The 11,563-nt window shown below is 69.4% G+C and carries 10 protein-coding genes; all 10 read left to right on the top strand.

The window, feature by feature from the left end; all coding sequences use genetic code 11:
• Positions 1 to 52: 52 nt before the first annotated feature.
• On the top strand, positions 53 to 2,125 hold the full coding sequence (locus tag AC1D2E_RS10370) for a VIT and vWA domain-containing protein (protein ID WP_478197322.1): 2,073 nt from the start codon (positions 53 to 55) through the stop codon (positions 2,123 to 2,125).
• 97 nt (positions 2,126 to 2,222) lie between these two features.
• Positions 2,223 to 3,095, top strand: a complete 873-nt coding sequence (gene xrtQ, locus AC1D2E_RS10375) for an exosortase Q (RefSeq protein ID WP_478197323.1) — start codon at positions 2,223 to 2,225, stop codon at positions 3,093 to 3,095.
• Entirely contained in the window at positions 3,076 to 3,654 is a 579-nt protein-coding gene (locus tag AC1D2E_RS10380; RefSeq protein ID WP_478197324.1) for a hypothetical protein, read from the top strand. Before xrtQ ends, AC1D2E_RS10380 begins: the two co-directional genes overlap by 20 nt.
• Before the next feature lie 169 nt (positions 3,655 to 3,823).
• On the top strand, positions 3,824 to 5,104 hold the full coding sequence (locus tag AC1D2E_RS10385; RefSeq protein WP_478197325.1) for a biosynthetic peptidoglycan transglycosylase: 1,281 nt from the start codon (positions 3,824 to 3,826) through the stop codon (positions 5,102 to 5,104).
• A gap of 87 nt (positions 5,105 to 5,191) precedes the next feature.
• Positions 5,192 to 6,304, top strand: a complete 1,113-nt coding sequence (locus AC1D2E_RS10390) for an ABC transporter ATP-binding protein (RefSeq protein ID WP_478197326.1) — start codon at positions 5,192 to 5,194, stop codon at positions 6,302 to 6,304.
• A gap of 81 nt (positions 6,305 to 6,385) precedes the next feature.
• Entirely contained in the window at positions 6,386 to 7,657 is a 1,272-nt protein-coding gene (locus tag AC1D2E_RS10395; RefSeq protein ID WP_478197327.1) for an ABC transporter substrate-binding protein, read from the top strand.
• Between the two features lie 156 nt (positions 7,658 to 7,813).
• The gene (locus tag AC1D2E_RS10400; protein WP_478197328.1) at positions 7,814 to 8,731 is read left to right on the top strand and encodes an ABC transporter permease; all 918 of its coding nucleotides are present in this window, start codon (positions 7,814 to 7,816) and stop codon (positions 8,729 to 8,731) included.
• Positions 8,732 to 8,822: 91 nt separating this feature from the next.
• On the top strand, positions 8,823 to 9,704 hold the full coding sequence (locus AC1D2E_RS10405) for an ABC transporter permease (RefSeq protein WP_478197329.1): 882 nt from the start codon (positions 8,823 to 8,825) through the stop codon (positions 9,702 to 9,704).
• A complete protein-coding gene (locus AC1D2E_RS10410; protein ID WP_478197330.1) occupies positions 9,704 to 10,435 on the top strand; it encodes an aspartate/glutamate racemase family protein in 732 nt (243 codons plus the stop codon). Before AC1D2E_RS10405 ends, AC1D2E_RS10410 begins: the two co-directional genes overlap by 1 nt.
• Before the next feature lie 56 nt (positions 10,436 to 10,491).
• A complete protein-coding gene (locus tag AC1D2E_RS10415; protein WP_478197331.1) occupies positions 10,492 to 11,397 on the top strand; it encodes a pirin family protein in 906 nt (301 codons plus the stop codon).
• Positions 11,398 to 11,563 lie beyond the last annotated feature (166 nt).

Below are 11,563 nucleotides of genomic sequence, written 5' to 3' on the forward strand. Positions count from 1 at the left end.
GACATTGGGCACCGTGCAAGTTCGCACAAGAAGAAGGAGAAGGAACAACACCATGGACACCACCGCCACCCCTCGTCGCCCCGGCCGCCGGCTCTGGCTGGTCACCGTGGCGCTGGCCGCCGCGAGCTTCCTCGCGCTGAGCCTGCGCCCGCTTCATGCGCAGGAGGCGCCGGGCCCGCGCGCGAAGACCGAGAGCCCGTACTTCTTCGTCAAGAGCGACGACCCCGAGCTCGACCGCCTGCCGCTCAAGGGCACCGAGGTCGACGTGAAGATCTCCGGCGTGATCGCCGACGTCACGGTCACGCAGACCTACCGCAACGAGGGGCAGCGGGCGATCGAGGCCCGCTACGTGTTCCCGGGCTCGACCCGCGCCGCAGTCGGCGCCCTCGACATGCGGATCGGCGAGCGCCTGATCACGGCGCAGATCCGCGAAAAGGCACAGGCCCGCATCGACTACGACGCCGCGAAGAAGGAAGGCAAGACCGCGGCACTGCTCGAGCAGCACCTGCCCAACGTGTTCCAGATGAACGTCGCCAACATCCTGCCGGGCGACGAGGTCCGGGTGACGCTGCGCTACACCGAGCTGCTGGTGCCGCAGGGCGGCAACTACCAGTTCGTCTATCCGACGGTGGTCGGGCCGCGCTACAACAGCCCGCAGTCGGAGAACGCGCAGGCCCGCTGGGTGGCGCAGCCCACATTGCGCGCGGCGGTCGCACCGGGCACCGCCTTCAAGCTCAAGGTCGCGCTCGACATGCCGATGGCGCTGCAGGAAGTGCGCTCGCAAAGCCATGCGATCGAGCTCGCCCGGCGCGATGGCGACGCCCATGCCGACGTCACGCTGGCCCGCAGCGCCGGGCCGGCCGACAACCGCGACTTCGTGCTCGCCTGGCGGCTCGCGGGCGAGCGGATCCAGTCCGGGCTGATGCTCTACCAAGGCCACGGCGACGGTTCCGAGAACTTCTTCCTCGCGATGGTCGAGCCGCCGAAATCGGTGGCCGCGAACGCCATCTCGCCGCGCGACTACCTCTTCGTGGTCGACATCTCGGGCTCGATGCACGGCTTCCCGCTCGACACCGCCAAGGCCATGCTGGAGCGGCTGATCGGCGGCCTGCGGCCCAGCGACACCTTCAACGTGCTGCTGTTCTCGGGCAGCAACCGCATGCTGTCGCCGCACTCGGTGCCGGCCACCCGCGCCAACATCGCGCAGGCGCTGGCGACGATCCAGAACTACGGCGGCGGCGGCAGCACCGAGCTGATCCCGGCGCTGAAGCGGGCCTATGCCGAGCCGAAGGCCGAGGGCGTCTCGCGCACGCTGGTGGTGGTCACGGACGGCTACGTCACCGTCGAGCGCGAAGCCTTCGAACTGGTGCGCCGGAACCTCGGCCGGGCCAACCTGTTCGCCTTCGGCATCGGCTCCTCGGTCAACCGGCACCTGATCGAGGGCCTGGCGCGCGCCGGCATGGGCGAGCCCTTCGTGATCACCGATCCGGTCCAGGCGCCCGAGCAGGCCGCGCGCTTCCGCCGCCTGGTCGAGTCGCCGGTGCTGACGCAGGTCAAGGCGCGCTTCGAGGATCTCGATGTCTACGAGGTGGAGCCGATGTCACTGCCCGACGTGCTCGGCGAGCGCCCGGTGATCCTGTTCGGCAAGTGGCGCGGCGAGGCCAAGGGCCGGCTCGTGATCGAAGGCCGCGGCGCCGAGGGTCCGTACCGGCAGGCGCTGAAGGTGGACCCGCAGGCGCGCCGGGACGCGGCCGCGCTGCGCAGCCTGTGGGCGCGGCATCGCATCGCGAGCCTCTCCGACCAGGAAGCGCTGGAGGGCGGCGACGACCTGCGCCAGCGCATTACCGACCTGGGCCTGCGCTACGGCCTGCTCACGCAATACACCAGCTTCATCGCCATCGACCGCGTGGTGCGTAACCCGGCGCCGCAAAACGCAGCCGGCGTCGACCAGCCGCTGCCGCTGCCGCAGGGCGTCGGCGAGCTCGCGCTCGGCCAGAGCCTGGGCGCCGAGGTGCCGAGCACGCCCGAGCCGGAGATGCTGGGCGCGATCGCGGTGCTGCTCTCGATGCTCGCGATGCTCAGGCGCCGTGCCCGCCGAACCGACACGCGCCGGATGACTTCCTGAGACCTTGCGGGACAGACCAAGAAACTGCGAAGCAGTTTTTGCTCTGTCCTCAACTGATCAGAAAGACTGCTCAAGAAGACCAAAAGAAACCATGACCATGACCCTCGACACTCTCGCCAGCCGCCATCCGCGCCTGTTCGAGGCCGGGATCCGGCTCGACCGCGCACCGGCCCTGGCCTGGCTCGCGCTGCAGGCCGCCGCGCTGGCGCCGACCTGGCTCTGGATGGGGCGGCGGATGCTGGACCGCTCCGACGATCCGCTCGGCCTGCTGGCGCTCGCGGCGCTGGCCGTGCTCGTGATGGCCTTGCGCGGCGAACTGCGCGCGGCGCCGCGCCTCGGCTGGCTGGCGCTCGCCGCCCTGGCAACGGTGGCCGCCACGCTGGCACRCACCGGCGTCGGCGCCCTGCCCGCGCTGCCGCCGCTGGCCGCGGCGCTCGTGGCCATGCTCGCAGAGGCCTGCGGCTTGCTGGCCTTCCTGCCGCGCCAGGTGGCCGCGGGGCCGGTCGCCGGGCTGGCGGTGCTGGCGCTGCCGCTCCTGTCCTCGCTGCAGTTCTACGCCGGCTATCCGCTGCGTGTGGCCACCGCCGAGGCCAGCCGCTGGCTGCTGGCGCCGGGCTTCGAGATCGCGCGCGAGGGCAGCAGCCTCCGGGTCGACGGCCAGCTGGTGATCGTCGACGCGCCCTGCTCGGGCGTGCAGATGGTCTGGCTCGGCTACTTCACGGCCTGCGTGGTGGCGCTCTGGGCCCGCCGCGACGACCGCGGCTTCCTCGCCCGGCTGCCGGCCGTCGGCGCACTGGTGCTGCTGGGCAACATCGTGCGCAACAGCCTGCTGATCGCCCTGGAGGCCATCGGGCTCGCGCCGGCACCGTGGCTGCACGACGCCTTCGGCCTGGCACTGCTGGCGGCGGTCTGCGGTGGCATCGCATGGGTGATGAACCTGGGAGAACGGCATGGCCATCGCGCTGCTTGACCGCTGCTTCGCCAACCGCTTCGTGCATCGCATGCTGCACAAGGCGCTGTTCGCGCTCGCCATGCTGCTCTGCCTGGCCTGGTCGGGCAGCGCGGCGCTGCGGCGGCCGCCGACCGCCGCTGCGGCTGCCGCTGCCGCCTCCACCGAATGGCCCAGCGAGTGGGACGGTGCGCCGCTGCGGCCCCTGGCGATGAGCGCCGTCGAGCGCCGCTTCGCCGAGCAGTTCCCCGGCGCCATCGCGCGCCTGACCGATGGCGAGCAGGTGCTGGTGCTGCGCCAGGTGAACGCGCCGACCCGCATGCTGCACCCGGCCGCCGACTGCTACCGCGCACTGGGCTACGGCATCGCCCAGGCCCGCCTCGAGCGCGACCTGCACGAGCGACTGTGGCGCTGTTTCGTCGCCGAACGCGACAGCAGGAAAAAAATCCGGGTCTGCGAGCGCATCGTCGACGCCGGGGGCGACGCTTTCACCGACACTTCAGCTTGGTACTGGGCGGCGGCCAGCGGCCGCTCGCGCGGGCCATGGCAAGCTGTGACCCTGGCAAGACAGATCGAGTGACGCGCATGGAAGCACCCCCGAAGCGCCTGCGGCGCCTCCCCCTCGAGGGGGCGATACCAGCGGCCCGGCAAAGCCGGCTCCGCGGTATCCCTGACATCGGGAGACGCCGGTTTCATGCATCGCGGGTCACACGATGGCGTGATGGAACATTTGACAGAGTGAGAGTGATTTGCTGAAGAAAGCGCTGGTTTACCTGCTTTTCGCGACCCTGGCCCTGATCCTGACGGCGGCGGTCGCGGTGTACCTGATCCTGAAGCTGGCGCTGGCGCCCGGTCGAGACGAATGGCCGGCACGCATCCAGGCCGGCCCGGTGGCGATCGATGTCGGCGTTCCGACCGCGATCCGGCTGGCCACCTCCTCCTGGTTCGCGCCCTGGCTCGCCGGCCGCACGATGGAGACCGCTCATGGACCGGTGCAGTTCGGCTGGGACGCCGCGACCGAGACCCTGGAGCTCCGGTGCGCACCCTGCAGCGCGCCCGTGCCGGCGCTGGGCACTGCACCGATCCGGCTCGACAGCCTGCGCGCCACGGTGCGCCGCGACGCCGGCACGCTGAGCGGCGCGCTCGAAGCCGCGCCGCCCGCCCGGCCGCTGCTGGCGGAAGGCCGTATCGACGACGGGATCCTGCGCGGGCGCTGGACCGGCCGGCTCTCGCAACAAGCCCTGCACATCGACATCCGCGTGCCCGAGACGCCCATCACGAGCTGGTACGCGGTGTTGTCGCCCGGCCTGCCGGAACTGCAGCGCGCCCGCATCGGCGGCACGCTGGCACTCAACGCCCAGGCGGCGCTGCCAGCCGGCACTTTCGCGCTGCAGCCGCGCATCGCCGACTTCTCCGTCGACGGGCTGGGCACCGAGGCGTTCGCCAATGCGCGCAGCCGCTGCGGCGCACCGAGCCGCCTCGGCAGCGACAGCTGGCTGGCGCGCGCCGTGATCGCGGCCGAAGACCAGCGCTTCTTCACCCATCCGGGCTACGACATCGCCGAACTGGGCGCTTCGCTCGAAGTCAACCAGAAGGCGGCCAAGGCCGAGCGCGGCGGCAGCACCCTGAGCCAGCAGCTCGCCAAGATGCTGGTCACCGGCGCCGAGCAGAGCGCCGACCGCAAGTTGCGCGAGCTGCTCTACGCGGTCGAGATGGAGCAGACGCTGGGCAAGGCGCGCATCCTGCAGCTCTACCTGGACAACGCGCCCTGGGGCGCCCAGATTTGCGGCGCCGAAGCCGCGGCGCGCACCTATTTCAAGCGCTCGGCCCGCAACCTCGAGCCGGCGCAGGCGGTCTGGCTGGCCGCCATGCTCAACAACCCGGCCGCCGCGGTGCGCAAGTGGCAGCAGGACGGCAACATCAACATCGAACGGGCCAAATGGGTCGCCGAAGGCGTGCGCGGCATCAGCAAGCCGCAGCGCGACGCCCTGCTGCGCAATGTCGCGGCCGCGCGCTTCGCACCACCTTGACGCAGGCCGCCGCGCGCACCAACCCGGCGCATCGGACGACCGGCCGCGGGCCGGGCCGCTGGCACATGTCTTGCGATGGCATCCCCAATGGATGCTGTCACCGCCCCCCCGCCCGCAGCCGTTGAAATCGTCGCGCTGAGCAAGCGCTACGCCGCCGGCACGCCCCCTGCCGTCGACCAGATCGACCTGCGCATCGCCAGCGGCAGCTACTGCTGCCTGCTCGGACCCTCGGGCTGCGGCAAGAGCACCACGCTGCGGATGGTCGCCGGCCACGAGTCGGCTTCCGGCGGCGACATCCTGCTCGACAACCGCAACATCACGAACCTGCCGGCGGCGGCGCGCGGCACTGCGATGATGTTCCAGAGCTTCGCGCTGTTCCCGCACCTGTCGGCGCTCGACAACGTCGCCTTCAGCCTCAAGATGAAGGGCGTCTCGAAGAGCGAGCGCCACAGGCGCGCCGCCCACCTGCTCGAGCGGGTGGCGATGGGCCACCTGGCCGAACGTAAGCCCGGCGAGCTGTCGGGCGGCCAGCAGCAGCGGGTGGCGCTGGCACGCGCACTGATCACCGAACCGCGCGTACTGCTGCTCGACGAGCCGCTGTCGGCGCTCGACCCCTTCCTGCGGATCCAGATGCGCGCCGAGCTGCGGCGCTGGCAGAAGGAGCTCGGCCTGACCTTCATCCATGTCACGCACTCGCAGGAAGAGGCGATGGCGCTGGCCGACACCATGGTGGTCATGAACAACGGGCTGATCGAGCAGGTCGGCTCGCCGCACCAGGTCTACAACCACCCGGCCAGCGAATTCGTGGCGCGCTTCATGGGCGGCCACAACGTGTTCGCGCTGAACGACGGGCTGGTCGCGGTGCGCAACGACCACACGCGGATCGCGCCGGCGACCGGCGCCGCCGGCGATCCGGGCATCCCGGCCCATGTCACCGACGTCGAATACCAGGGCACCTACGTGCTGCTCGGCCTGCGCCTCACCGGCGTGCGCCCCGAACTCAGCGGCATCTCGGTGCTGCTGTCGGAAAAGGACTTCGCCGTCCGCAGCTACGAAGTCGGCGAGAGCGTGCGCATTTCCTGGGCCGAGTCGGACGCCCGGACGCTGGGTCCGGGCGCCGTACGTCCCGCGGCGCGCGACGGCGGCACGCCCGTGCCACGCAACGCGCCGTTGGCGGCCCTGGCGGCGATGGCGGCCTGAAAAAGGGCCCTCGGCGCTGGTTCCGCATCCGGTTTTTCCTTTCCTCCCCTTCTTCACCACCCGCCTCCCAGGAGACCTCCCATGTCCAAAAAAATCGAAACCCCCTCCACCGGCGTGCAGCGCCGCACGCTGCTGCAGGGCACCGCGGGCATCCTCGCGGCAGGCGTGTTCCCGGCCATCCATGCGCAGGAGAAGATCGTGCTGCGCTACCTCGGCACCGCGGTCAACCAGGACAAGGCGATCGCCGAGAAGTTCAAGGCCGACACCGGCATCGAGATCCAGTACGTGGCCGTCACCACCGACGACGTCACCAAGCGCGCCGTGACCGCGCCGAACAGCTTCGACCTGATCGACACCGAGTACTTCTCGCTGAAGAAGATCGTGCCGACCGGCAACCTCAAGGGCATCGACACCCAGCGCGTGAAGAACGCCGACAAGATCACCAGCGTGTTCACCAAGGGCGAGGTCGCGGGCAAGAAGATCGGCAGCCAAGGCACGGCGCCGATCAAGGTGATCTTCCTCGAGGGCGAGAAGAGCAAGGTGTTCTCGAAGACGCCGACGCAGTTCATGTCGCTGATCCCGACCACCTACAACGCCGACACGCTGGGCATCCGGCCCGACCTCATCAAGCGGCCGATCGGCTCCTGGGCCGAGCTGCTGAACCCCGAGTTCAAGGGCAAGGCCGCGATCCTCAACATCCCGTCGATCGGCATCATGGACGCCGCGATGGTGGTCGAGGCCAAGGGCATCCACAAGTACGCCGACAAGGGCAACATGACCAAGGCCGAGATCGACCTGACGATCAAGACGCTCATCGAGGCCAAGAAGGCGGGCCAGTTCCGCGCCCTGTGGAAGGACTTCAACGAGTCGGTCAACCTGATGTCCTCGGGCGAGGTGGTGATCCAGTCGATGTGGTCGCCGGCCGTGACCGCGGTGCGCAGCAAGGGCATCGCCTGCACCTTCCAGCCGCTCAAGGAAGGCTACCGCGCCTGGGCCTCGGGCTTCGGCCTGCCGGCCACCTTGTCGGGCAAGAAGCTCGACGGCGCCTACGAGTTCATCAACTGGTTCCTCGACGGCTGGGCCGGCGCCTACCTGAACCGCCAGGGCTACTACAGCGCCGTACTGGAAACCGCCAAGGCCAAGATGGAACCCTACGAGTGGGCCTACTGGATGGAAGGCAAGCCCGCCACGCAGGACATCAAGAGCCCGCAGGGCGACGTCATCGCCAAGGTCGGCGCGCTGCGCGACGGCGGCAGCTACGAACAACGCATGGGCGGCATCGCCTGCTGGAACGCGGTCATGGACGAGAACGAGTACATGGTAAAAAAATGGAACGAATTTGTGGCTGCCTGACGGCAGTCCACAAATTCGACCCCCAGGCTGCGCTGCGCTTCGCCCACCCCCTGCAAGGGGGCGACACCAGCGGCCCGGCAAAGCCGGTTCCGCGGTGTCCCACCAACGGGCATCGCGTTGCTCGCCTGAGGAAACACTCCATCTTCCACTTCATTCATGAGTGCACCTGCCGCCATCGGCCACGCCACATCGCCGCCCACCAAACCCATCAAGGCCTGGTGGCAGGCGGCGCCGTTCGCGCTGGTGTTCCTGCTGTTCTTCCTGATCCCGCTGGCGCTGATCGCGATGGTCAGCCTGTGGAACTTCAACGAGTACGAGCTGATCCCGGCGGTCTCGCCGCGCAACTACCTGAGCATCTTCGAAGGCTGCGCGCACCTCACCGACAACGGCGACTTCTGCGTCACGCTGTCGACCTACCTCAGCACGCTCAAGTTCTGCCTGCTGGTCTGGGGCATCACGCTGCTGATCGGCTTCTCGGTGGCCTACTTCCTGGCCTTCCACGTGCGCTCGCCGGGCATGCAAACGCTGCTCTTCGTGCTGTGCACTGTGCCCTTCTGGACCTCCAACGTGATCCGCATGATCTCGTGGGTGCCGCTGCTGGGCCGCAACGGCCTCGTCAACCAGGGGCTGATGGGCATGGGCCTGGTCGACGCGCCGGTCGAGTGGCTGCTGTTCTCGGACTTCTCGGTGGTGCTGGCCTTCGTGCACCTCTACACGATGTTCATGATCGTGCCGATCTTCAACTCGATGATGCGCATCGATCGTTCCCTGCTCGAGGCCGCCAACGACTCCGGCGCCTCGGGCTGGCAGACGCTGTGGAACGTGATCGTGCCRCTGTCGCGCACCGGCATCCTGATCGGCTCGATCTTCGTCATCACGATCGTGATGGGCGATTTCGTCACCATCGGCGTGATGGGCGGGCAGCAGATCGCCTCGGTCGGCAAGATCATCCAGGTCCAGACCTCCTACCTGCAGTTCCCGCTGGCCGCCGCCAACGCGATGATCCTGCTGGCGGTGGTGCTGATGATCATCTGGGGCCTGACCCGGCTGGTCGACATCCGCAAAGAACTATGACACACGCCCAGGTTGGCTCACTTCGTGTAGCCGCCCCCGGTAGGGGGTGGGCGCGCGACACGAAGTGCGCGCAACCTGGGGGCGAGCAACAATGATCGGCGAACAGCGCAGCGCGGGCTTCTGGCCCCTCGCGATCATCTTCGCGCTGTTCGTGATCTTCCTCTACGGCCCGATGGTCACGATCTTCGTGCTGAGCTTCCAGGGCCCCGAGGGTGGACTCACCTTCCCCTTGCGCGGCGTCTCGCTGCACTGGTTCCGCAAGCTCGCCGAGGGCCTGGGCACGGTCGACATCGGCGCCGCCTTCGGCCGCTCGCTGATGCTCGGCGCGGTGGTCATGGGGTTCACCGTGGTGTTGTCGGTGCTGGCCGGCCTCGCCTTCCGCAAGCGGCTCAAGGGCGGCAACGCCTTGTTCTTCGTCACGGTGGCGAGCCTGATCATGCCGTCGATCATCGTCTCGCTCGGCATCGGGCTGCAGTTCCGCCTGCTCGACAGCGGCATCAAGGCAGCGCTGGGCGCGATCGGCGCCGAAGGCACGCTGGAGAGCTACGGCACGGCGCTCGGCCTCCTCAGCTCGGCGCTCGGCGCCCACCTGACCTGGACGCTGCCCTTCGGCCTGCTGATCATGTTCGCGGTCTTCAACCGCTTCAATCCCGCCTACGAGGAGGCTGCGCGCGACCTCGGCGCCACGCCCTGGCAGAGCTTCCTGCACGTGGTGCTGCCGCTGATCGGGCCGTCGGTGGTCGGCATCGGCATGTTCGGCTTCACGCTGAGCTGGGACGAGATCGCGCGCACCTCGCAGGCCATCGGCGACGTCAACACGCTGCCGCTCGAACTGCAGGCGCTGACCTCGACCGTGACCACGCCATCGATCTACGCGCTCGGCACGGTGACCACCGTCGTGTCCTTCGCGGTGATGGCGATCGCGCTGGGGTCGGCGGCCCTGCTGCGGCGGCGGTCGTCGCGCCGAGGATGATGGCCAGGCTGCTCGTCATCAACCCGAACACCTCGGCGGCGGTGAGCGGGCTGCTGCAGCAGCATCTGCAGGCGCAGCTGGCAGGCGCCCTCGAGGTCCACGCCGTCACCGCCCGCTTCGGCGCTCCCTACATCGCCAGCGAGGCCACCTACGCGGTGGCACAGCACGCGGTGCTCGACGCCTGGGCCACGGCCTACGCCCACGGCGAGCGGCCCGACGCGGTCCTGATCGGCTGCTTCGGCGATCCGGGGCTGTTCGCGTTGCGCGACGGCGCCGGCGTGCCGGTCGGCGGCCTGGCCGAGGCTGCCTTCGCGGCTGCGGCGCGGCATGGCCGCTTCGCCATCGTTACTGGCGGCGAGCGCTGGCGGCCGATGCTCGAGCGTCTGGCGTCCTCGCTCGGCTTCTCCGCCTCGCTGGCCGGCATCCACACGGTGGCGCCCAGCGGCGCCCAGCTGGCGCAGGACCCGGTCGGCGCCCGCAGCCTGCTGGCCGATGCCTGCCTGGAAGCGGCGAAGCGCTTCCAGGCTCGGGCCGTGATCCTGGGCGGCGCCGCCCTCGCCGGCATGGCCGCCGACATTGCCGGCGCCGTGCCGGTGCCGCTGATCGACAGCGTGAGCGCCGGCGGCGAGTGGGCGCTCGAGGCCATCCGGAGCGCCGCACCCGCCGGCGCCGCCAGTGGCTTCGGCGTCGCCTGGCAGAGCGTCTCCTGGGAGCTCGAGGCGCTGGGCTGACCGTTGCGACAGCCCCACCGGCAGCGCGGTCGCCCCAACCGTGCCACCATGCCGCCATGAGCACCCCCTCCCATGCCCATCCCTCCCACGCCATCGAGCCGCTGTCGCTCTCGCAACCGCGCGGCATCGACCAGATCGTGGCCGGCGTCTCGACCAGCGACGGCGACGGCGTCAAGCTCACGCGCGTGCTGCACCAGACGCTGCAGCAGCGGCTCGACCCCTACCTGATGCTCGATGCCTTCGGCAGCGACAACCCGGGCGACTACATCGGCGGCTTTCCGAGCCACCCGCACCGTGGCTTCGAAACCGTGACCTACATGATCTCCGGACGCATGCGCCACCGCGACAGCGCCGGCCACGAAGGCCTGCTGTCGAACGGCGGCGTGCAATGGATGACCGCCGGCCGCGGCCTGGTGCACAGCGAGCTGCCCGAGCAGGAAGAGGGCCTCATGGAAGGCTTCCAGCTGTGGCTCAACCTGCCGGCCAAGGACAAGATGCGCGAGCCCTCGTACCGCGACATCCAGAGCCCCGAGATTCCCGAGTTCACCACCCCGGCCGGTGTCCACGTGCGCGTGATCGCGGGCACAAGCCACGGCGTCCAGGGCGCGGTGCAGCGCGCGCACACCGAGCCGCTCTACCTCGATGTCACGCTGCCTCCCGGGGCCGAGTTCGCGCAGCCTCTGCCGGACGACCACAACACCTTCGTCTACGTGTTCCGCGAGTCGCTCTACATCGGCAGCGCCGAGATTCCGACCAAGCGCATGGCGATCCTGGCCAACGAGCCCGGAAGCGACGGGGTCGTGCTGCGCGCACCGGCATCGAACCACAGCCCGGCCCGCGCGCTGCTGATCGCCGGCAAGCCGCTGCACGAGCCGATCGCCCAGTACGGGCCGTTCGTGATGAACACGCACGAGCAGGTCACGCAGGCGGTGCACGATTTCCAGAACGGCAAGCTGGGCTGAACCGCCGAGGCGGCCCGTCCCGAGCGCGTCGGGCCGTTCATTCTTCTTTACCGGCGCTGACACCGGGATCACGATCGGGATACATCGCGGCAGCAGACTTCGTCTCACCTGCTGCCCCTCGGTGGCAGGCTTCTTCGAAAGGAAGCACTCTCATGATCCCGTCTCG

It is taken from the genome of Variovorax sp. P1_H2 (assembly GCF_056405295.1).